This window comes from Paenibacillus sacheonensis, assembly GCF_009909195.1.
Classification (GTDB): domain Bacteria; phylum Bacillota; class Bacilli; order Paenibacillales; family Paenibacillaceae; genus Paenibacillus_Z; species Paenibacillus_Z sacheonensis.
Window position 1 is genome coordinate 45,213 of record NZ_JAAAMU010000023.1, and the last position, 23,539, is coordinate 68,751.

The 23,539-nt window shown below is 57.6% G+C and carries 14 protein-coding genes; 1 reads left to right on the forward strand and 13 read right to left on the reverse strand.

The annotated features are described in order from the left end of the window. Nucleotides 1-22: 22 nt before the first annotated feature. From GT003_RS32940 to GT003_RS28020, 12 genes are all read right to left on the reverse strand, one after another. Entirely contained in the window at nt 23-157 is a 135-nt protein-coding gene (locus GT003_RS32940; RefSeq protein ID WP_275589179.1) for a hypothetical protein, read from the reverse strand. A 90-nt stretch (nt 158-247) separates the two neighbouring features. After that, nucleotides 248-1,915, reverse strand: a complete 1,668-nt coding sequence (locus GT003_RS27970; protein WP_161704233.1) for a type 2 periplasmic-binding domain-containing protein — start codon at nt 1,913-1,915, stop codon at nt 248-250. Between the two features lie 109 nt (nt 1,916-2,024). Continuing rightward, entirely contained in the window at nt 2,025-2,924 is a 900-nt protein-coding gene (locus tag GT003_RS27975) for a carbohydrate ABC transporter permease (RefSeq protein ID WP_161704234.1), read from the reverse strand. A gap of 13 nt (nt 2,925-2,937) precedes the next feature. After that, nucleotides 2,938-3,912: an ABC transporter permease gene (locus tag GT003_RS27980; RefSeq protein ID WP_161704235.1), complete on the reverse strand. Its 975-nt coding sequence runs from the start codon at nt 3,910-3,912 to the stop codon at nt 2,938-2,940. Between the two features lie 1,192 nt (nt 3,913-5,104). After that, nucleotides 5,105-7,312: a helix-turn-helix domain-containing protein gene (locus GT003_RS27985; RefSeq protein WP_161704236.1), complete on the reverse strand. Its 2,208-nt coding sequence runs from the start codon at nt 7,310-7,312 to the stop codon at nt 5,105-5,107. A gap of 238 nt (nt 7,313-7,550) precedes the next feature. After that, entirely contained in the window at nt 7,551-8,357 is an 807-nt protein-coding gene (locus GT003_RS27990) for a phytanoyl-CoA dioxygenase family protein (protein ID WP_161704237.1), read from the reverse strand. A 272-nt stretch (nt 8,358-8,629) separates the two neighbouring features. After that, nucleotides 8,630-12,661, reverse strand: a complete 4,032-nt coding sequence (locus tag GT003_RS27995; protein WP_161704238.1) for a fibronectin type III domain-containing protein — start codon at nt 12,659-12,661, stop codon at nt 8,630-8,632. Between the two features lie 72 nt (nt 12,662-12,733). Then, nucleotides 12,734-13,621, reverse strand: a complete 888-nt coding sequence (locus GT003_RS28000) for a carbohydrate ABC transporter permease (protein ID WP_161704239.1) — start codon at nt 13,619-13,621, stop codon at nt 12,734-12,736. Between the two features lie 23 nt (nt 13,622-13,644). Then, a complete protein-coding gene (locus GT003_RS28005; protein ID WP_161704240.1) occupies nt 13,645-14,547 on the reverse strand; it encodes an ABC transporter permease in 903 nt (300 codons plus the stop codon). A 63-nt stretch (nt 14,548-14,610) separates the two neighbouring features. Beyond that, nucleotides 14,611-16,383: an extracellular solute-binding protein gene (locus GT003_RS28010; protein WP_161704241.1), complete on the reverse strand. Its 1,773-nt coding sequence runs from the start codon at nt 16,381-16,383 to the stop codon at nt 14,611-14,613. 113 nt (nt 16,384-16,496) lie between these two features. Then, nucleotides 16,497-18,134, reverse strand: a complete 1,638-nt coding sequence (locus GT003_RS28015) for a response regulator (RefSeq protein WP_161704242.1) — start codon at nt 18,132-18,134, stop codon at nt 16,497-16,499. After that, nucleotides 18,112-19,953: a sensor histidine kinase gene (locus GT003_RS28020; protein WP_161704243.1), complete on the reverse strand. Its 1,842-nt coding sequence runs from the start codon at nt 19,951-19,953 to the stop codon at nt 18,112-18,114. The genes GT003_RS28015 and GT003_RS28020 overlap by 23 nt, the downstream gene beginning before the upstream one ends. 296 nt (nt 19,954-20,249) lie before the next feature. Between GT003_RS28020 and GT003_RS28025 the strand changes: the two genes are divergently transcribed. After that, nucleotides 20,250-20,720 carry a DinB family protein gene (locus GT003_RS28025; protein ID WP_161704244.1) on the forward strand — a complete coding sequence of 157 codons (471 nt, stop codon included), beginning with the start codon at nt 20,250-20,252 and terminating at the stop codon, nt 20,718-20,720. A gap of 139 nt (nt 20,721-20,859) precedes the next feature. Here GT003_RS28025 and GT003_RS28030 read toward each other — a convergent pair whose 3' ends face one another. Next, complete coding sequence (locus GT003_RS28030; protein ID WP_161704245.1) at nt 20,860-23,508, reverse strand: family 78 glycoside hydrolase catalytic domain; 2,649 nt, start codon at nt 23,506-23,508, stop codon at nt 20,860-20,862. Nucleotides 23,509-23,539: the final 31 nt, after the last annotated feature.

Below are 23,539 nucleotides of genomic sequence, written 5' to 3' on the forward strand. Positions count from 1 at the left end.
GATGGAAACTCGTTGCAATCGCTCAGCAGCTCTTGCCGTTATCCGGCTGCATCGGCTTGTTCCCACTCTCTTCCGACAGCCTCTCGCCGTATTGCTCGAGTCGGCCCGGATGCGATTCGGGACCTCTTCGCTTCGGCTTGTTGTTTCTGCCCGTCATGCGCTCACCTCCATCTTCACTAAGATGAGCGGAGCGGAATATTTTCATGCACGCGACTTGGCCGCCCTAAGCTTACGGCTAAGCTTATGGCTAAGCTTTCGCCTTCTGCTTGTCGTACGCTTTCTGGTAGATTTCCAAATATTTATTCAAATTCAAGCCGTCGAAGCCCTTCACGTAGCTGTCCCATTCCGAATCCGTCAGTTTCTTGGACCCCGTTACGAACTGCGCCATGTTGGAGCGGACATATTCGTTGATCTGCGTGCGCAGCATGATCGCTTCGTTCGCTTCGCTCTCGTCCATGAAAATCGTCAGCGGGAATGTCTCTTCCGGCTGCTTGTTCTCGTAATTTTTGGCCGTTTCGGTGAAGAGGCGGAACTCGTAGCCCTGCTGCGAGAACATATCCGCCGGCGCCGTCCATGATTCGCGGATCGCGCGCGTCCGTCTCGTAATGCCCATTTGGTCCCAGTTATCGTTGAACGTCGTGCTCAGATTCCAATATTCCGGCTTCAAGGTGTACTTGGACTGATTGCCGTGCACGTCCTTCTCGCCCGGCTGCGCTTTCGTCCAGTATTTGCCTTCCAGCCCGTATTCGTTCATGATCGCGAATTCTTCGGAATACATGTAATCCGCCATCTTGATCGCCGCGATCGCCTGCTCCTCCGTGGCTTTGTTGGTAATGGCGAATTGCCCGTTGCCGTAAGCCTTGTAGTAGCCGGCATAGGCCACGCCCCCAGGACCAGTGAGCGGCGCTACCGTCACGTATTCCTTATGGCGATTCTGCCCTTCGGCCAAGCTGAAGTACATGCCGATATGACCGGCCGTTACGCTGCCGCTGACGTTATCGCCTTCCCGGTTGCCGACCTGCGCCATTTGGTCGTTATTTTGCGTGAACGCTTCTTTATCGATGAGGCCTTCGCCGAACAGCTTGTTGATATACGTCAGCCCGTCCCGCCATTCCGGCTGGTTCGCCGCGAGCTGTACCTTGCCGTCCTTCATGAAGAAGAAATCCTCGTTATTATCGTAGATAAATGAATTCATCAGAAAATCGGACGGAATGCCGTGCCACGTATTGAACGCGCCGGACAGCGGGATCTCGTCCGCCTTGCCGTTCCCGTTCGGGTCCTTGGTCTTGAACGCCTTCAGCACTTCGTAATACTCGTCGGTCGTCGTCGGCATCTTCAAATCCAGCTTATCCAGCCACGTCTTGTCGATCCACAGCTTCTGCGAATACCAGCAGTGGAAACAGTCGTTGATATGCGGAAGCGCATAGATGTTGCCGTCGGGCGCGGTGATGGCCGCCTGCAAGTCCTTGTCCTCGGCGAACGCGCGCTTGATCTCGTTGCCGTATTTGTCGATCAAGTCGTTCAGCGGCTGCAGGATGCCCTGCTTGCCGTAGGAGATTTGCTCGGCTTGCGTGAAGTCGCCGGACAGGAAGACGGAAGGATAATCGCCGCTCGCCATGATCAGCTTCTTCTTGTCCGCGGCGTTGGCGCTCGGCGTCGCGTCGAATTTGAATTTGATATTCAGCTTGCTCTCGACGGCCTTCGTGACGTCGTTGGTGTTGATGTCTTCGATGCGCGGGGATACGCTGATGTAGGTATCCAGCGTGACCGCCTTCCCGCTGCTGCCGGCGTCGCCGTCGTTCTCTCCTGCGTTCGACCCCGCGTCATTCTTGCCCCCGCCGTTGCTGCAGCCGGTTACGACCAACGCGACCGCCAGAATCAAGCCAAGCCATTTCATGCTCCTCTTCATCTTCAATCGAGACGCCTCCTTGTACAATTCATCGTATCATTCGAACTTGCAGCCCATCGTCATGCAATCGTTCTCGGCCTCCTGCGGCACCACCCCCATGCCAGCGCAAGCGCCGTCAACCCTTCAGCGAGCCGATCATGATGCCTTGGACGAAATACTTCTGCACGAACGGATAGATCGCGAGCACCGGCACCGTGGCCACGACGATGAGCGAGAATTTGAGCAAATCCCGCAGACCCTGCATAGCCGCCATTTTGTTCGCGTCCACCATCATGCTGGAGTCGATGGAATTCAGAATGAGAATGTTCCGCAGAATAATCTGAAGCGGGAACAGGTTCTGCGACTTTAGGAAAATCAACGCCTCGAAGTAGGCGTTCCACTGACTGACGGCATACATGAGTACGAGCACCGCCAGTATCGGCTTGGATAAGGGGAGCACGACGCGCCATAGAAATCCGAGATCGCTGCAGCCGTCCAGCTCGGCCGCTTCGCCCAGCTCCTTCGGGATGCTCGACTGGAAGAAGGTTCTGGCGATGATGACCTGCCAGACCGCCATCGCGCTCGGCAGGAGCATCGCCCACCGCGTATCGAGGAGATGCAAGTTCTTCACCGTGAGGTAGTACGGAATCAGTCCTCCGCTGAACATCATCGTCACCACCAGCAAGCCCATCAGGACGCCCCGGCCGTAGAACGTCGATCGCGAGAGCGGGTACGCCATCATAACGGTCAGGCTGACGTTGATCAACACGCCGAAGACGGTGTAGAACAAGGAGTTGCCGTAGCCTGTCATGATCTGGGGATTGGAAAAGATCGCCCGGTAGCCCGCCAGGCTGAAGTCTACCGGCAGCAGCCATACCTTGCCGCTGATCACGGCCTGCGGCGAGCTGAACGAGGAGCTGAGTATATAGAGCAGCGGGTAAATGACGACCAGCAGTACCGCGGCCAGGAAAACGTACACCAGCGTCAGGAAGATTTTGTCGCCAAAGGATTCTCGAATTGCATTCGTGCGTGTCATCGGTGAACGCCCCCTACCATAAGCTGCTCTCGGATATGCGTCTTGCCGCATAATTGACGCCGATCAAAAGGATGAGATTGATGACGGAATTAAACAGATCGACGGCGGCCGAGAAGCTGAAGTTGGCGCCGAGCAGGCCGATCTTGTACACGTACGTCGATATCACTTCCGAAGTGCTCGTATTCAGCGGATTCTGCATGAGGTAGATTTTCTCGAAGCCGACGTTCATGATCTGGCCGACGTTCAGTATGAGCAGCACGGTCGCGGCGGGCATGATGCCCGGAATATCGATGTGCCATACCTTCCGCAGCCGGGAAGCCCCGTCCACCTTCGCGGCTTCATAGAGATCGACGTTGATGCCGGAGAGCGCCGCCAAATAGATTACCGCGCCGTACCCGATCCCCTGCCAGACGTTCGACCAGACGAAGATACTGCTGAAATAGTGGGGGATGCCCATGAAATTGACCGATTCCATGCCGAACGCGTTCAGCAAATGATCGACGAAGCCGAGCCTTGGCGACAGGAACAGGATGATCATGGATACCATGACGATCGTCGAGATGAAATACGGGGCGAAGGTGACCATCTGCACCGTTCGCTTGAAGCGCATGCTGCGAACTTCATTGAGCGCGAGAGCCAGCAGGATCGGAGCCGGAAAGCCGATGATGAGCGAGTAGATGCTGATGACCAGCGTGTTCTTGATCAGCATCCAGAAGTTCGGGGATTGGAAGAAGGTCGTGAAATGCTTCATCCCCGCCCAATCGCTGCCCGTGATGCCTCGCACCGGACTGAAATCCCGGAACGCGATCTGCGCGCCGTACATCGGAATGTACTTGAAAATAACGAGGTACGCGATCGGCAGCAGCACGAGCAGGTACAGCTGCCAGTGCCGCTTGATTCGCTTCCCCCTGTCCCTCAGCATGAGCGAGCTGCCTCGGACGGGCGACTGGGCATTCTTCTTGGCGAGTAGTCCCGTAGTGGACGGCATGTCGTCTCTCACTTCCTTTCGATCGGTGTCTGCCTTATTTCTTGGATCAATCAGAATGCTCCATGAGAAGTTTTGGCTTCGAGCGGCAGCCACCCTGATTGAATCTCACGATAATGGAACGGGCGCGAATGGACAACGGCCACTAATCCGCGGCTGGATCATTTTTCCGCGCCCGCGCCGCGCTTGGGCTGGCGGCGATCGGCGCGCAATTTTCGGCTGGCGCGCAGCTTTCCGCGGCGGCGGTTTTAGGCGGCGGGCGCGGGGGCGCCGGGCCGCTAGTCGCGGGAGGCGGAGGCGCTTGGCGCGGAGGCGATCGGCGCGGAGGCGCGGGGATGCTAGCCGCGGAGTCGCTAGTCGCGGGAAGGCGGAGGCTGGAGCAAAGCCGTGGAGGCATTTGGCGCGGGGGGCGTTTGGCACTGAGGCGCTAGAAGCGAAGGCGCTTAGTGCGGGAAGGCGATGGTGTTCGGCGCCGAGGCGCGGGGGCGCTTGGTGCGAACCGCTAGACGCGGAAACGGATGTAGTTGCCGTGGAGCCGCTTAGCTGCTTGTAGCCGGGTCCCGGGGGCCGCTGGGCGAGGAGCCGTAGGTGCGGGCGTCATCACAATGAACTCCACCTGCGCTAACGCAACTCAGCGACCTTATTTAAGGCTTTTGAGCCTCTCCAGCAATCTAACGAAACTCAGAAACGTTATTTGGCTAAAACCAGGGTGAACGAGGCGTTTTTTGACTAAATAACGATACTGACACTCGTTACAATTTTGAAACGCCCAAAAACAAGCAAATAACGCTTCATAGTATCGTTAGCACGGATGAGCACTGAAAACCGTGTGCCGCTTCCTGCCATTGTCGCTTAAACGTCACGATACGCCGCCGCTGCCTCCCGTCGCCGCTTGCACGCGCGACACCGTCGCGAGGCACCGTAAAAGGCGCACATAACGATACCTAGTTTCGTTAGGCGTGCACGCTAGCGATTTCGTGCACGCAGACGTTGGCGAGTACCAAGCCCGCCAACGGAGTTCGTCACCTCTGCCGTCCGCTGCCACCATCCTGCGCCGCCCCTGCCTTCCCCGCGTTAACGCAAAAAAGGCCTCGTGCAGGCAAGCGCGCTTCTGCTGCCTGTGCGAGGCCTTTACGCCATCACCAAACCCAAGCAGCTCGCCGGCGCATCTTTCGGCCGCTGCTCCTGCCGCTTCTTACATCGCGTTTCTCTTTCGGTAATCGACGGGAGATAAACCTTCCACCTTGCGAAATACCCTGCGAAACGTCGCCGCGCTGACATACCCTACCCGCTCGCCGACCTCCTGAATGGAGTCCGGATGCTCCAGCAGTTGCTTCTTCGCGGCCATGATGCGCAGCTGGGTCAGGTAGTCCAGGAAATTCTCGCCGAATTCCTCTTTGAACAGCTGGCTGATATATTTGGCGTTTAAGCCGAATTTGTCGCCGAGGAATTCAAGCGACAGCTCCGGATTCGCATAGTGGAGCCCGATATAGGACCTGATCTCCTGCAGCAGCTGGTGATGCTGGCGGCTGCCGTGCAGCCGTTCCATCTGTGCGGCGAATCGCGCCAACGTGCCGGCGCATAGACGCTGCAGCTCCTCAAGCGTATCGAACTCCTCGATGATCTGCCGAAGCGACGGCGCTGTCTCGTTCACCCAATACTCATAGTATTCTTTCGAAGCTTCCGACAGCTGAACGTCCATATGCGCGGCGAAATACCGGCACAGCTCCGCGATTTCGCTCTTCGTCAGGCGACAGGCGCGCATGCCCGCGAAGAAATGATCGCAGCTTTCCTGCCAGGCTTCTTCGTGAAGCCGAAGCTGCCGAATCAGGAGATGAATCGCCTGAAGATGCTTGTTCGTCGCCTTTTCCGTCTGCTGCATCGCCGTATCCGGTCCGCCGATGACGCGGTTGTGGCCAAGCGTCGCTTTGTACGACAGCGCTTTCTGTGCCTGCTTGTGGGATTCGCCGGCCGCCCCCGCTCCGGCCTCCTCCGTCTCTCCGAGTCCGATCGTCACGGAGAATGCCAGATGCCGGCTGACCCAGTCGGTGATATGAGCCGCGGTCTCCGCAGCGGTATCCTCGGCCGCGCCGTTCATGAACAGAATGCCGGTCATCTGCAGCGGCGACGTCCATTCCAGCCAGACTTGAACATCGGGCTGCGCGGTGAACAGCTCGTGGGACGCGCTGCTGACGACGAACTTGAACAAGGACTGGTCGCGGAGCTTGTATTGGTTGAACATCTGCTCCGGGTGGTCGATCTCGAGCACGAAGACCCGCAGCCGGTCATGCGGCGGCAGCAAGGAGGGCTCCAGCCATTCCGTCTGCTCCCCTGCGGTCAACAGCAGCTCGCGGAAGAGCGACTTCTGCTTACGGGCCGCCGTCTCGCGGGCTTCCTTCCGGAACAGCTCCGTCTGCTCGGCGAAATTGTTGATGGCCGTCTCGATAAACGTGAACTCATCAACCGCCAGTCTTCCGAGCGTAGGCTTGCCCGTGCCGAATTGATCTTGAATGCGAAAGACGAGGTCCGCGATCGGTTTATAGTTCTTGCGCGTCACGTACACGATCGAAGCGCCGCCGGCCACGAAGCTGAGCAGCCCGAGCACCAGCCATACGCTCGACAGGCTGGAGATCAGCTCGCCCGTCCGGCCGTTCGTGATGCCGCTCTCCGCTGTCCAGCCGGTATATCTCGAAGTCTGGCTGGCCAGAACTTTTCGTTTGCCGGCGCCGCCGTCCTGCTTGAACAAGGGCTGGCCTTCATTGTCATACAGCTGGACGAAGGACTGCCCCGGCTCGTACATCTCGCGCATCATCATGCGCAGCGATGCCAGGCTAATGTTAACGACGATCATGCCGTCCTTGCTGCTGCTGAACGACACGTTATGGACGAGACTGATGACATCCTTCGGTTTCTGGGACTCGAATTCGCCGTACGTGCGAAAAGCGCTCCATGTGGAAATATAGGTCGCTTTGGCACGCTGCTGGCTCCGGATGAAGTCGATGTCCGCAAACTGATCCATTGACTTCGTATTGCCGTTAAACACGATGCCGTCCTTGTAGCGAACCAGATAATACGAATCGATCATCGGCATCGCCTGCTTCATTAATTGCATTTGATTGACGATCTGGTAATTGAGATACACGTTATCCTTGCCGCGTTCCTGAAAGAAATCGGAGAGCAGTTTATTGGATACGAAATCCCGTATCAGCATATTGTCGAGCGAACGCAGGCTGATGTCCACGGATTGAAGCAGCTGATTCACGAAGACTTCGCTGGATTCCTTCGTGTTGCGGTTGTTTTGCTGGACGAGCGTCTGGAAGAAGACGAAGAAGAGGAAGGAGAAGAGGAGACAGAAGATTGGCAGATAGGACCAGATCATTTTGTGCATCCAAGTTCGATTCAAGCGTCATCATTCCTTTTGGGAGGTTAAGATCTGAACGCATGGAGGGTGCTCTACATGAATGTAAACGCATTCATTACTCTCTATTATAAACCGGGCCGGAAGAAGTTGTCTGCCTTAAAAGTTATTATTTTCCATCCTTATAAATTAGAGCCGGTCGGACGAAAAAAGAAACCCGCCGAGTAAAGCGGGTTCCTAGCGATTCACGGATGCGGTCCTATATAAGTTACATATGGGTCAGTCAGTCTTCGAATGCCTTGGCTGGATATCCGGCTCCGAACGGCGCGTCGGGACGCTCGAATTCTCCCGCCAAGTAGCGGCGTACGGGGGTCGTGCGCGCCAGGTAGTCCTTGTCGTTCGCGAACCGATCGGAGAACCGGACCCATGGCGGACTGTAAATATAATGCATGGTATAGCGGTCGTAATCGCCGTCGTGGGCAAAGGTGCGATGCCATACGGCATTGTGGAACAGCAGCACGGAACCCGCAGGCGCGCAGATGACCTGTCCGATCGGCACATCGCCCTTCTCGCGGCGAATATCCGCCGGGAGCGGAACCTGCGCCCGATGGCTGCCCGGAATCATCTCCATATTGCCCATTCGCGGCAGCGATTGGTCGGTTAAGAGATACGAAGCGCGAAGCTGCAGCAGCGGGATCGGATACGACAGCTGCTTGAAATCATAGGCGCCCGAGCCGTCCTGATGCCAGCCGCCGAAGCCGCCGAACGCCGGCTGCTTCGTGCACCAGGCGGACTGCAGAATGAACCGGACGCCATATAGCGCCCGCACCTTCGGCAGCACGGCAGGATGATCGATCAAATCCTCGAGCACCTGCTCCGTCTCGAAGCCGCGTCCGACCTGGGCCCAGCCGGTCGTGCCCTCTTGCTCATGAAGACGCGTCGCGGCTTCCAGGCAGGCCTTCGTTTGCTCGGCCGACAATACGCCCGGAATCACGAGATATCCCCATGATTCAAACATAAAACGATCCAGCTCGGTAAATGCGCCGGGCTCGGAAATGGCATTCAATCCTTGGAATGGTTCAGCGGTCATGAGGACAACCTCCCGAATTGGATGAACGAGCAGTCCGCGATTACAGCTGCCGCAGCTGCTCCCATAAATATGCGATCTACCAAAATCTATCATACCTTTCGCCTGGAGGCTAGTCTCCAAACGTCCCTGCTGCGATGGTCGCAGAGGAGCTTATGGGGGAGTAGTCCCTGGCTGTGCAAACTCACCTGCGGTATACGCAATTCAAAAAGAGACCGCAGCTTTCGCCGCAGCCTCTCTTGTCGACATTGCCTCTCTTATTTCCTCTAGTTCGGTCAGCCGTTAGACAAGACGAGATCATCCACATAGATCGTGCCGTTCACGTCAAGGGTTTGGATCACGACCCGTACGCTTGCCGTATTGGCCGGCGCCGCGTAGCTGCCGTGAACGTTCGTCCAGCCGCTCGGCGTTGCGGCGTTGAAGCTGCCAGCCGTATTGCTCGAGAGGACTTGGCCGCCGCCGTCAAGAAACTCGACAAGAAAATTAATATGGGATCCGGTAATCGCCGGAATGTTTACATAACCGTTCAGTACATATTGCAGCCCGGCGGTACCCGTAACCGTCTGCTGCGTGCCGAGCCATGCGCCCGAATCGGTTTCGATTTTGAGCGACGCGTCTCCCGAACGCTTCACGACCGTATCCCTTGCAATGAACCATGCTTTATCCGACGTCCACTCGGTCGGTTTGCCAGAGCCGTTATCCGTCTCGAAGCCCGGATTGAGCAGCAGATTGACGGCCGGAGCCGGTTCGGAAATATCGCAATGCTTCTCTACGCCGACGACAGGATCGCCGAAGACGGCATTGGTGCATGAGACGCCACCGGTGAACGTCCCCGTCGCATAGGTTCCGTTCGCGCCATAGCGGACCGTCTTCGTCCCCGTGAAGCTGCATGCGCCGCCTTCGGTCGCGCAGAAGGTCCATGTCCCTGCGGCATTCGGCTCCGTCGTCACGCTGAGCGAGCCGCTCGCAGGCGATACGTTGCCGGAGGCATCCCGCGCCTTGACGGTGAAGCCGTAAGCCGTACCCGGCGTTAGACCGGTGACCGTATAATTCGTTTGGCCCGTCGTGGATCCGGCCAAGGAATCGCCGTTATAAATGTCGTATGCCGTTACTCCGACATTATCCGTCGAAGCCGTCCAAGCCAGACTCACGCTCGTGGACGTCTTGGCAGGCGAGGTCAAGCTGCCGGGCGCCGTCGGCGCCGCCGAATCTCCGCCTCCCGTCCCCGTCGTCGTTACCGTGACCGCCGTGCTGGCCGGCGATGCATTGCCGGCGGCGTCCTTCGCCTTCACCGTGTAGGTGTAGGCGGTACCTGCCGCAAGACCGGTATCCGTAAACGCATTCCACCCCGAGGAACCGACCAGCGCGCCATTGCGGTAGACATCATAGCCCGTCACGCCGTAATTATCCGTCGATTCGTTCCAAGAGAGATCGATCGTCGAAGCGGTTTTGCCGGTCGAAGCGACTCCCGCCGGAGTCGAAGGCGCCTGCGTATCGGCCGCTGCCTTGGCAAGCGAGAAATCGTCCAGATGAAGCGTCATATCCAGCGTGGCGAAATGGATATAGGCTCTCGCGAAAGCCGTTCCGGCCGGAGCCGTCGTCTTGCCGTTGACGTTGACCCAGCCGTTCGTCGTCCCCGTCAGCGCGGCGAAGGTTTGCTCTCCGATCGCGTTCTTGTCGGCATTCAGGAATTTCAGCATCACTCTGACCGTCGTTGCCGCATTGCGGCCGATGTTGACATAGCCGTCCAGCGCATAGGCTTGACCCGGCACAGCCGGAATATCCTGCCCCGTGCCGAACCATGCGTTCGTGTTTCCATCCACCTTCATCGACGAGGCGCCGCTGCGGGCGACCGACGTATCCCGCGTGCAATAATAAAATTGCTCGCAAGGCCAGTTCGCCAGTCTACCCGTGCCGTCGTCGATTTCGAAGCCCGGATTCGCCAGGAAATTGGCATTCGGGGCAAAGGTCGTTACCACCGCCGTGCCTGCGGCGGATACGTTATTCCGGGCATCCTTGGCCTTGACCGAATACGCGTACGCGGTCGACGGCGTCAGCCCGGTATCCGTATAGGATAATGCGCTTGTCGTCGAGCCGATCAGCGCCGCGCCCCTATAAATATCGTAGCCCGTGACCGAGACATTGTCGGTCGACGCCTCCCAGGAAAGCGAAACCGCGGTATCGCTCTTGCCGGATACGATTACGTTCGCGGGAGCCGTCGGCGCGACGGCGTCCAGCGGGTTGGTCGATACGACATACGAGACGGCGGACGACGTGTTGCCCGCGGCGTCCTTCGCGGCGATCGTATACGTATACGACGTATTGGCCGCAAGGCCGCTGTCCGTAAACCCGGTCTTGCCGTTGTTTGTTGCCGCTACGGTCCCGTTACGGGAGATAACGTAACCCGCGACGCCTAAATTATCGAACGAAGGATCCCAGCCCAGGCTGACCGTCGCATCCGTCTTCCCGGTAACGACGACGTTGGCGGGCTGCGTCGGCGCTTGGGCATCCGCCGCGGCGCTGCCCTGCCGCACGACCTTCACCGCGATGTCGCGCGCGAAAGACGGAATGGCAAGCACGAGATTGCCGCCCGAAGCAGCGGCCGTTGCCGTCGACATCGTCGCGCCGGATACGGTATCGACGAAACGAATGTCGTAGGTGCCGTTATTCATGGACGGCAGCGTGAAGCTCATGCCGCTTACGGTTCTCGGCGTACCGACATCGTAGGTCGCCTGCGTATCGTTCACCCACAGCAGCGCCCGATCCGCGTTCTTGAACGCTCCGACCTTGGCGTCGTTGCTCTGCAGGCCGTAATCGACATGTGGCATGGAAGGCAAATAATACTCTTCCGGTTTGATGAAACCGGCGAACGCGTTGTAAAATTCCTTGTACACCGGCGGCAGGTTAAATCCGCTTAAGACAGGGTCCTGATCCTCGACCCACAGTAGATTCGCGCCGGCGGCTCCCGCCCGGAACACCGGTCCCCAGATTCCGTCATGGACGAAACGCTTCGTCAGCGGAGCGCCGAGCGTCCCGGCGCCGGGCCCGGTATAGCCGACCTCGCCGATGAAGGTCGGCCGATTGCCGTAGTTGGCCAGCGAATACTTAATATTGGATTCCCAAATGTCCATCCCGTTCTTCGAATCGATGTAGAAGTGATGATTGACGGCATTCAGCGTCGTAAGCGGTCCCCACGAGGTCTGATTGAAGCCGAGCTGGTCCATCCAGGCGAAGCTTGTCGTCGTAGGATGATGATAGAAGTCGAGGCTTTTCCAATACGTGTCAACGGCTTCATGCCAGTATGGTTTATTCGCGTAGTCGTTGACGTGATTATCCGCTTCGTTCCAATATTCCAGCATGCCGAGCGAAGTACTGTAACCCCAGCGTGCGAAAATATAGCGCAGCAGCTTCTTCTGGTACGCGATGGCGGTCGGGTTCGTCCAAAAGTCCGTGTTGTTGTCCGACCACGAGGACGGACCGCCGTTGGCCGTGTTGTACGCATGGTACGCCCAATCGTAGAAGAAGTCCCCGAAGCTGTTCAGCGTCAGCATAATATACAGGCCGTTGTCCCTGGCCGTCTCCATGAGCGTATCCATGCGCGCCGAATTCTCCAGCTGATAGCGGCCGATTCCCTGGTACGTCATGCCGATTCCATTCTGATAGGTCGTCACCGGCCCGTATTCGGGCGCGTAATTGGCCCACCAGCAATTCAGCCAGACGCGCATGACGTTCATCTGCGCCGCTTTGTACTGCGGCATCGCCGATAGAATCTCGTTCGGCGAAGACCAGGCGTAGTTCGTGCCGAGCAAGGTGATCTGTTTGCCGAGACTGTCCGTGAAGCGAGAGCCGGCGGCCGCCATGAATCCTCGGCTTCCCGCCGCGGCGGGACCTGCCGTAAACGCGGACGCGGACGATTGACCCGTCCCGTTCGCATCCGTCACTTTCAAATAGGCGCTGTACGAGCCCTGCAAGCGGGGAGAATAACGCACCGCCCATTTGGGCGAGGAATCGGAGCGATAGAACGCGGGCACGACCTCCGTCTGCCCGCCCGGCGTCAGGAAGTACGCCCTGACGTCCGCTTCGTCCGGATTGAACGGGTTATCGTACGTCGTGCTCAGATCGAAGGTCAGCTCGTATTTCCCGTAGACGGCAGGAGCCGCCGTGTTGGCGGAGACGTTCGCGAACGTCGTCGACGCTGCCGAAACCTCCGAGGTCCCGAACACCATGGATCCGGTAATGGTGCCGCTGACGATTATCGCAGCAAGCAAGAAGCGGAATAATTTGCGTACCGCAGAATGGCTGAACAAAATCATAATCCCCCTTTTAGTTGATTTTCGATTGATCCTATGGGTTGCCGATCATGTTGTTATCCGTCGGTTCTACTCCTTCACGCTCCCAAGCACGATACCCGACATGAAGTACCGCTGCAGGAACGGATACACGCAGAAGATCGGCAGCGCGCCCAGGAAGATTTGCGCCGCGCGAACGGCCCGGTCGTTCAAGCTTTGGAGATAAGTCGCGTCGTCAATGTTGGCGATCTTCGAAATATCCAGGTTCACGACGATCGTCTGCAAGTAACTGGCCAGCGGGTAATGGATCGAATCGTTCATATAAATAATGCCGGCGAACCATTCGTTCCAATGTCCGACGATCGTGAACAAGCCCACCGTCGCGATCGAAGGCGTCGACAATGGCAGGATGACCTTCCACAGCAGCTTCCAATGTCCGCAGCCGTCGATGAACGAGGCCTCCATCAATTCCTTGGGCAGCGCCCGGAAGAAATTCAGCATGAGAATCACGTTGAAGATCGGCACGGCACCCGGCAGCACGAGCGCCCACAAGGTGTCGAGCATGCCCAGGTTCTTCACGATGAGATAAGTCGGAACGAGTCCGCCGGAGAACAGCATCGTAAAGACGAAGACCCAAGCATAGAGCGTCCGCAGGCGGAAATGCGACGATTCCTTGGACAACGGATACGCGACGAGCACGGTGAGCACCATGTTGATCAGCAAGCCCAGCCCGACCCGCTGGATGGACACCCAGATGGATAAGAGGAACGCTTTCTTTTGGGCGACGAAGTGGTACGCCTTGGTCGAGAACTCGACCGGCCAGAAAGTAACTTTATCCGCTTGAATCGCATCGTTGGAGCTGAACGACAGCGCGAGAACGTTAATCAACGGCAGAATACATACCAGCGCTACGAGCGTAAGCAGGCAGTATATGCCAACATAAACCGTTCGTTGTAAAGCCGACTTGTGCTGGACCATGACAGCATTCTCCTATCCGCAGGCTAGAAAATACGATAGTTGGCAAATCTGTACGCGATGATATAAGACAGCGAGATCAGCAGGAACGAAATAATGGATTTGAATAGGCCGACGGCCGTCGCGACGCTTAACTGCGCGTTCACGAACGCGAGCCGATACACGTACGTATCCAGAATATCGCCCGTCTCGTAGACGGAAGGATTGTACATATTGAAAATTTGATCGAATCCCGCATTGAGGATATTGCCGATGGCAAGCGTCATCATGAGGACAATGACGGGGAACATGCCGGGAATCGTAATATGCAGCGTTTGCTTCCAACGATTCGCGCCGTCGATGACGGCCGCTTCGTACAGCATCGGATTAATCGACGTCAAGGCGGCCAGATAGATGATCGTGCCGAACCCGAATTCCTTCCATACGTCGGTCGTCACCATGACATACGGAAACCAGCTTTGGTCGCCGAGGAAAAAGATCGGTTTGGCGCCGAACAAGAAGCCCAGGCCTTGATTCAGAATCCCGCTGCTCGGAGACAGGATATCGATGAGGATGCCGCTAAGAATGACCCAGGACAAGAAATGCGGCAAATAGATGACCGTTTGAATGGCGCGTTTGAAAAACTGCTTGCGGATTTCATTGAGCAGGATGGCCGTCGTGATCGGAACGACCAGCCCTGCGACGATCTTCATGAAAGAGATAAAGAGCGTATTCGCGACGACGGCCCGTGTTTGCGGCAGTCCGTAGACATACTTGAAATGCTCCAAGCCGACCCAATGCGAGCCGAACATCCCTTTGGTCGGAATAAAGTCCTGAAAGGCAATGATCAGCCCCGCCATCGGCGCATAGCTGAAGATCAGCACGAACAGGAGTCCCGGCAGGATCATGAGGTGAAGCGGCCGTTCCAATCGCCAATTCTTCTTGCCCATTGCTGCTCCTCCTCATAAGAAAGGGATAGAGAGCCCTCTATCCCCGGCTGACTTTAACCCGTATTATTTCAATCTGCCGCTTTCCGCGATTTCCTTCAAAATATCCTGTCCGCCCTGCTTATTCCATTCCGCGACGAAGGCCGTGTCGAAATCGTCCAATGGCCGCGTTCCGTTGATGATCTCCGTGAACACTTTGATCTCCAAGTCTCTTAGGATCGGCCCCTTGCTGACCATCGAGAGCGTCGGCTGGCCGAGGTACTCGCTCGTGACCGGCGGGGAATTCTTATCGTAGTCGTTGGTGATCGAGTAAGCGCCGCCCGGGCCGAAGAGCGCGTTCCAGAACCACATTTCCATGTTGCCGGCCTGGTACTCTTTAATGCCTTTGTAATAAACCATGGCGGAAGGCGTCAGCTTGGACTCGTCGCCCGTCTTGAGCGCGTCCTGGATCAGATCGTTGTCCGTCTGGTTCGTATTGCTGAAGCCGGGTCCGACGATCGGAGACAAGCCGAACACTTGGTAGTTTTTGTCCCCTTCCTTAACCTGGTGATACGCTTCGTCCTTGTTCGGTCCGCTGACCTTCTCATGGAAGTAGTTGAGGATCTTCATCGCCGCTTCCGGATGCTTGGAATTCTTGTTGACCACGATGAAGCTCGTCGGAACGTCGCCCCGTCCTGTCGGATGAACCGGCTGGTCATCGGAGGAGACGATCGGATACGGCTTCCAATCGACCTTCGGATCTTCTTTCTTCATGTTGTTGATCGGCCAGGTTCCGACCCAGAACTCGCCGTACGACATCCCGACTTTGCTCGTGGTTGCCAGATCGCCGGCTTTGCTCGGGTCGAGCACGCTGAATTCCTTGTTGATCGCGCCCGCCGCGTAGAGATCGCGCAGGTGGCCCAGAGCGGTTTTGACTTCCGGCAGCGTATCGCCAAGGATCGGCTTGCCGTCCGCGTCCTTGCGAATAATGAGCTCGGTGCCCGAGGCGTTCGCCGGATTAAAGGCATACGCATGATAGCCGTTCAGGTACCCGTCGATCCCTGCCCAGCCGCCGAACAAGTCCTTCATCAGGTTGAGGCCGATCGTATCGTTCTTGCCGTTCTGATCGGGATCGTCCTTCGTGAAGGCCAAGGCGATTTTGTTGACGTCGTCCATCGTCTTCGGCGGCTCCAGGCCCAGGTTCTTCAACCAGTCCGCGCGAATCCAGATCATCTGCGCCGCGCCCGGCATCCCGCCGTTGAGCGGCAGCGCCATGAGCTTGCCGTCGAACGTGGCGCCCTGCAGCTTGATGCCGCCGAACTCTTCGAACGACTGCTTCGTCACGTCCGACGCGTATTTCTCGTAGATCTCCGTCAAATCGGCCGCTTGCCCCGCATCGACGATCTGTTGGAGCTGCTTGCTGTCGACTTGATAGAAGTCCGGCATGTCCCCGGAGATCATGGATACCGTGATTTTGTTGTTGTATTGTTTATTGTTCACTTTCCATTTGTTGACGACGTTAATGCCCAGGATCGACGAGAAGTCTTTCGTCCAGAGATTGTCATCGAGCGATTCTCCCTTGCGGTACTCTTCCACGTCTGGAAGCGAGCGAACGGTGGTCATCGTGATCGGCGGATCGTATTTGCCGAACGGCCCCTCTTCCATGCCCGAAGCCGGCTTGTTCGCGTTCGCGTCCGCGCCCGCGTTGCCGGAAACCGCCGGCGTATCTGATTTGCTGCCGGTATTGCCCGTATTTCCGGTATTGCCATTGCTGCCGTTGTTGCCGTTCGAGCATGCCGATGCCAACAACAACGTGGTCAGAATACCGACTGTCAGCGTCTTGACTGGTTTCTTCCGCATTCGATCGTGAACCTCCCTTATATAGATAAAGCGCTTTCTTTCAATTCCAATTATAAGAGCCCGCCGAATGGCCACGATACAGGATTCTCATAACTTCCCTTATCTTCCCATGTCTACTTTTGCATGTCCCGGAATTCCTGCGGCGTAAACGTGGTCGCATTTTTGAAGAAGCGCGTAAAGTAGGAAGAGGTGTCGTATCCGATCTCCGAGCCGACCTCGTGGATTTTCATGGCCGAATGGGTCAGCAGCTGCTTGGCGCGGGCGATCTTGATCTCGCCGATATAATCCGAGATGGTCTGCCCGGTTTGCTGCTTGTACAAGCGCGACAGATAGAACGGCGCCAGATGCACCACTTGCGCCAGCCTTTCCAATGAAAGATCCTTCGAGAGGTGATCGCCGATATACGATCGCACGAGCCGGACCACTTCATTCGTAATTTGCGCATTCTCGTCCTTGCCCTGCTCGAATAATTTCTCGGCCAGCTTGCGGAAGTAGGCGGACATGTCCCGCAGGGAGGCATGCTCCTGGAAGGATAACAGCGGATTGACGTTGATCTCGCTCGATACCCGCTGCAGCAGGTCCCTCTCGTTCAGGTACGCGATAAAGATCGCCGTGAGCGAATAGAAGATCTCCAGCGCGGCGCCCGACTGAACCGAGGGCTGGTCGACGGTCTCGTGCATGATCTCGTCGTACAGCGCATAGAACTTATCCGGTTCCTTGCGTTCCAAATACTGGCCCAGCAGATGGATCCGTTTCACTTTCGTTCGCTCCTGCCGGCTTTCCCCCGACAATAAATGCTGGTCGGAGAGGATCATTTCGTTCCCCAGCCCCAAGCCCCGGCTGAAGAGCAGCGAGATCCGCTCGAATCTCGCGGGAATTGCATCCCATCCATAGGCTTGGCTGCTCACCACGAACGAACAGGACAAGGACAGATAGCTGGCGCAGGCGGATTGGATCGACTCCATCGTTTCGAGCAAATATCGGCAGGCATGCCCGGCATCCATGGCGTCCCCGTTATCCGCATTCGACCTCCGCAGCTGTACGAGCCACAGCATCCGGTCGGACGCATAGGGAAGATGCACGATATGGTAGCTGTGCGAGACGAACTCTTCGAAAATATTGTTCACGGAATACGTATACAGCGTCTTGTCCTTCTGCTGGATGCCATTGCGCCAGTAATCGATGCGGCCGGCAACCAGGAATACAGGCTGGTCCGCCTGCAGCGGAATATGAAGGGCGGCGAATTGCTGCCGGCGCGAGGCTTCCGTCGACTGTTCTCCGGACAGCAGCTCCAGCAGATATTCCTTGCGAAGGAGCGGTTGGGCCGCGGATACCTGCTTCTCGGCGTTCGCGATCAACTGCTCGACCTGCAGCTGTTCGTTGATCTGGTGAATCGCTTTCTCTACGACGGCGATGATGGCTTCGTCGCCCTCGGTCTTCAGTACATAGTCCAGCGCGCCTCCGCGCAACGAGGCTTGCACATAGCCGAAATCAATATAGCCGCTCAAGAAAACCGTCCGACAATCCGGCCACAGCCGATGGACGCTGCGGTTAAGCTCGATGCCGTTCAAGCCGGGCATCTCGATGTCCGTGAGCAGGATGTCGATGCGCATCCGCCGGGCGATCTCGTACGCTTCTTCCCCGTCGTAGGCACGGTATACTTCCAAAGGAAACGCGCCGTAAGCCTGGAAGAGATCGAAGAGGCCTTCAACAATGATAGGTTCGTCGTCAACGATCAATAGCCGGTACATCTTCATCCTCCTTGTCATGATTCGAATGCGGCATCGCATTTGAATGTGGATTTGAATTCGAATGCGGATTGGCCAGCGCGGCTTCCATGCAGATCTTCACCTGTAGCCCTCCCATCGGTCCCCGAGCGACCTCGATGCCCGCCGTATCGCCGAACATGATCTGAAGCCTGCGATGGATGTTCAACAAGCCGGTTAGCTCGAGGGGCGGGTGCTCACGATCCGACAGATCCCGCTGCAGCCGTGCCAGATCTTCGTCCCGCAGCGATTCGCCGTTATCCTCGACGGTCATGAAGAGACGCTTGCCGTCCTGCTTGAAATCGATGGCGATCCGGCAATTCGCGCGCTTCTTCTCGAGGCCGTGCTTATACGCATTCTCGATGACGGGCTGCACGATCAGCCGAGGCACGGTCACCTGCCGCCAGCTGTCCGGAAGCGGCGCGAAATCGACGTCGATGCGATTAAAGAACCGGATATTTTGAATTTCGACATAGGTCTGGGCATGCTTGATCTCGCTCTCCAGCTCCACCTGATCGGCGCCGCTTCGCGTAATGTACTGAAAATACTCCCCAAGATACTGGCAGAACCGGATCAGCGTATCGATCTGTCCCGCCTTCGCCAAGCGGTACAGGATGAAATACGTGTTGTACAGAAAATGCGGGTTGATCTGCGATTGCAGCTGCTTCAGCTCCGAGGCCTGCGCCCTGGTCTTCTGCTCGACCACCTCATGGAACATGACCTTCAGCCTGTCGACCATCGCGTTGTAGTGGTGCATCAAATCGGTAAATTCGTCTCGGCTGCGCGGCATGCGGATATGCTCCCACTGCCCCTCCTCCAGCTTGCGGAAGTTGCGGATCAATTTATTGAGCGGCCGGTGAATCATGCGATAGATCCAAGACGAATAAATCAGGATGATGACGATGGATAAGAGAGACAACAGCCACAGCAGCTCTTTGTAATTGTCGATCTTGCCGAACAGCTGCTCCTGCGGCACGTAGACGACCAGATAGCTGTCCAATTCCTCCGAGTATTTGTACGAGACCAAAAATGGCTTGCCGTCCATCCTCAGACTTACCGTCCCCTCCGATGCGTCGGCGGCCTGGCGGGCTAAGTAATCCTTCACGTAGGGCAGCTGAGGCTCATCGCCGAGATTATCCACCACCCAGCCCTGCCGCAGATTAATGAACATGGCGCCCGAGTTCTCGTAATCGGTAAAATGATCGAGCGCGTCCCGCAGCGTCGTTAGATTCAGTTCCAATTGAATGGCGAAGGAAGGCGGGACCTTCTTCGCCGAAGTCGGGAACGGCAGGCTCAGAAACAGCCGGTCCTTCCAAGAGATGAACGCGCGGTTCGGCGAACTGTAATTGGGAGCGATGGCTTCATACTCATCTGACAAGCGGTTGTCCGTTATGGAAGCTTCCGTCGAAATCGTCCGGTTCTGCGTCAGCATGTGAGCCTCGACGGACTTGATATAGATGCTGGAGGCTTTGATCATCTGGAGCTTGTTCTCGAGCGCCAGCACGGATTCCGACCATTCGTTGATCTTCATGAATTGGCCCACGAACGTTAAGTGGCTCAGGTTCTTATCGACCGCCAGTTGGTCCAGCAGCCCCAGCATATGCGCCTTCTCCGTTTCCAGCGAGTTCACGTAAAATTTCACCCGGGATTGAAGCGAATCGGATACCTCGCTCCGAACGCTGGTCTCCCCTTGTTTATTGATGATCAGACCGATGCCGTACAATGGCGTTACGAGCAGCAGAAAAGCGACGACCAGCTTCGGAAATATCGTATACATCCATTTGGCGTCCTTGATTCTCGGCATGCGGCACCTCGCTTAAGTTGATGAGTAGGTATTCCATAAACGCCCTTGTTTCCCCTTTTTCTGACAAACTCGAGAATGAGCCCGAATCGATGCCGTAAGCCCGCATGCGTTCGGCGGACGTTATCCCGGCATGTAACCGTTCAAACGGAGCCGCCTCGAACAATCGGAAGAAGCCGTACCCGTCAGCTAGCGGGTACGGCTTCTTCGCGGTACGCCTCGTCCGCTGGCGCTGGAGGACATTGCATGCAGGCATCGAATCTCTACAGACAGGCCTTACAAATCAAGGAGGAATGGATATGAACCGCGTTGACCTGCTTCTGAACGTGTTGGATTCGACTTACGATCGAGAAAATTGGTTTGCTCCGCTGAAAGACGCGATCGGAGGCATCACGGCGGAACAAGCAAGCTGGAGGCCAGACGGAGAAGCAGCCAAATCGATCTGGGAGAACGTGAACCATCTCATTTATTATAAAGAAAGGCTGGTCGCCGGCATGGAAGGCTGCGAATGGACGCACAGTCCCGTCGGCGACGAAACCTTCTATCTGACGGAACCGTCAAACGATGATGAAGCATGGGCGAAAGTCGTTGCTCGCGCCGATCGCGTCCAGCTTCGTTTGAGACAGCTGCTAAGCGATACTACTGCCGAAGCGCTGGCTGCCAACGCGCTCGAGAGCAATCTGCTGGACATCTTCCTGCACGATGCTTATCATACGGGCCAAATCATTCAAACCCGCAAAATGCAGGGCGCCTGGCCGGCTCATCGTTAATCGTCGGGCGATCGCGCGGGGGGAACGTACCTCTATGGAAACAGGCAGCCGACTATGGTCGGCTGCCTGTTGTTGCGTTTCCGCAGAGATGCGGGAACCGCATTGGATTGAACCGTTTCAGTCCGTTCGCCTGATTCCGTTAGGCGTTAAGGACCGTGAAGCTGTACGTCCCGCTGCCCAGCACGGCCATCGTCGCCCGATCGTCAGCCTCGACCGATACGACGCCGTCCACTTCGTCGATCGGCACGCCGTTCTCCGAGATGGCATGCCGTCCGGCGAAGAAACGAACGCTCGCGTTCGTATTGCTCGGTACCGTCAGCGTATGGGTATATCCGTCCGCCGTTCGCTCCCAGGCGGAAGCCAGTTCGCCGTATACCGTGCTTACCTTGCCTTCGGCGAAGCTCAAGCCTTCGGCCATGAACGGGCGAACCGTAAACCGGCGGTATGCGGGCTCATCCGGTTTGATGCCGGCCAGGTCGCCCATGAACCAATCGACGATCGTGCCGAACATGTAGTGATTGCGCGACCGCGCATTCAGCTCCCACATCTCCCACAGCGAATTCGCCCCGTTCTCGAACCAGAAGCCCCAGCCCGGATAGGTACGGTTGTCCGCGACCCGGAAGGCCAGCTCGCCGAAGCCGTGCGCGGTCAACAGCGGCAGCAGGAACTTGGTTCCCAGGATGCCCGTATTCAGATGGCCATCCCGCGTGACGGCGACATCCTCCACCAGATTGGCGAGTACGGCAGGCACGTCGGAATTTTCCGTAATGCCGAAGGCCAGCGGCAGTATCGACGATACCTGCCTGTAACCTGCGTCGCGATCCGTTTCGTAGATGCCGGGTTCAGGACGGAAGCAAACGCGATTGATCGCATCCCGGATCGCTTCCGCATGCCCGTCGTATCGCTCCGCATCCCGCTCCTCGCCGATGATGCGGGCGATATCCGCCATCGTCCGAAGAATGCGGTACACGTAAGCCGACGAAGTGACCTGCGCCCCCTCCGGCGGCGTCCACTCCTTCGACCATGGCGGCACCCAGTCCCCGAGCACGCTCGAAGACAGCCCGTCTTCGGTCAGCGTCAGGATCTCGGCTTCGGCGTACGCGCGCATGCCGGCGTAGTGACGGCGCAGCAAGCGTTCGTCGCCGGAATGCCGATAGATCGCCATCGGCACGAATACGCGGGAGCACTGCCATTCGGGCGAGTGCATCTGACCCCAGCCCGGGGACGGGACGATCAGCGGGAAGAAGCCATCTTCGCCCTGGCTGTCGGCGAGATCCGTCGACCATTTCTCCCAGAACGTCTGGATGTCGGCGAATAGGAACGTCGATTCCGACAGCAGCTGCGCGTCGCCCGTCCAGCCGTTCTTCTCGTACACCGGGGTGTCCGTGGGAATGCCGTGCGCGTTGTTCATGAAGGTCGTGACCGTCGCTTTGTAGATGTCGTTGAACAAGTCGCTGGAGCTGCGGAAGCCTCCCGTAAGCTCCAGGTCCGTCCGAATCGCCAGCGCCGTCACGCCGTCCGCGGATGGAACGCCCGGCCAGCCTTCGAGCTCAACGTAACGGAAGCCCTTGTAGCTGAATGACGGCGACCAGGTTTCTTCCCCGTCTCCGCTTAGAATATAGGTATCGGTCTGAATCCGGTCGTGAATGTAATCCTGCTGCACGTTCACCGCGCCGTTATCCGCCAGCGTCTCCCCGTAAGAGATGCGAACGGTCGTGCCTGCCGGACCCTGGACCCGAATACGGACGTTGCCTGCCAGCATGCGGCCGAAATCGACGATGTCGTGATTCGCTTCGTTCTTCGCGATCGAGACGGGCCGAATCTCTTCGATGACCCGGATCGGAGGCATCGTCTGCGCCTGCAGCTGCCTGGCGTCGCGCGGAATCGTCTCGACCGAATGCCAGCCGGCGGCGTCGAAGCCGTGTCGATTCCAGCCTGTCAGCTCCAGCCGGGCATCGTACGTCTCCCCGCAGTAGAGAGAATCGGACAAGGTCGGACCGACGTTCGCCCGCCAGCCGTCATCGCTGACGAGGCTGAACGTGCCGCCATCCTCATATTCGACGTTCAGCTGAAGGAGCAGCTTGGGTTCGCCGTTCCACGGCGCCTTCTCCCATTCCCAGACGTTCGGCGTCTTGATGCCGTAGAAGCCCCGTCCGAGCTCCGCTCCCAAGCAATGCTCGCCGACGGCAAGCAGCTCCGTCACGTCATGAGTCGCGTACAGGGATCGCTTGCTATAGTCCGTCAGCGCCGGATCCAGCAAACGGTCGCCGATCTTGCGCCCGTTCAGCGACAACTCGGCGTAACCCAGCGCGCTGACGTAGAGACGCGCCTTCGCGACGGCGCGATCGATGCGGAATTCGGTACGCAGCAGCGGTGCCGGCGCTTCGCGCTTGTCCCCTGCGGGTTCGCCGGCATAACCGATCCAACCGCCCTGCCAGTCCTCGGAAAGCAGCAGCCCCATTTCCCACTGGGCCGTCTCGCTCCACTCGCTCTCAGTCCACGATTCGTCCCATACCTTGACCTTCCAATAATAACGGCAGCCCGTGAGAAGCGGCTCGCCGGCGTAGATAACCGGGCCGATGCCGGCATGGCTCGTCCGTCCGCTGTCCCAGGCCTCGCCGGCGCCTTGCTCGACCGACTCCGGCGTGCGTCCGACGACGATGCGGCAGGCAGATTGGTTCCAGCCCCGGACGCCTGCGGCGACCTTCCAGGAAAAACGGGGCGCCCGCTCGTCGATGCCGAGCGGATTATTGCGATACTCGACGCGCAAATCGTAGATGTGCATCATGAAGCGGAATCCTCCTTGTTTGTTCGCGGCT